Here is a 303-nt window from a genome sequence, read left to right on the forward strand (position 1 = left end):
GTCGAATTGAAGCTCTAAGGGACTTAGATTGGTCCATCCGCCGGATTGCCAAGGTACTTCATCGTGATCCCAGCACGATTTCACGTGAATTGAGACGTGGGACAACAACACAGATTAACGCTAATACACGTATCTTTGAACAGTCGTATCTGGCGGAAACTGGCGAAGCAGTTTATCGTAAGCACCGGCTAAACAGCTGTTATCGTGGACTCTTTGACCACTGTCAAACCTTCTGTAATGCTTTGGTTACAGCTTTAAAAGCTCGTCCCAGAATGCATAGTGTGGATACTTTTGTTCACCAAT

At 45.2% G+C, this 303-nt stretch carries 1 protein-coding gene; it reads left to right on the forward strand.

Annotated elements, in window-relative coordinates; all coding sequences use genetic code 11:
- The coding region (locus LPKJCM_RS00605; RefSeq protein WP_165758542.1) for a helix-turn-helix domain-containing protein at nt 1-303 on the forward strand (303 nt) is incomplete at both ends.

The sequence above is a fragment of the Lentilactobacillus parakefiri genome, assembly GCF_002157585.1.
Lineage (GTDB): Bacteria > Bacillota > Bacilli > Lactobacillales > Lactobacillaceae > Lentilactobacillus > Lentilactobacillus parakefiri.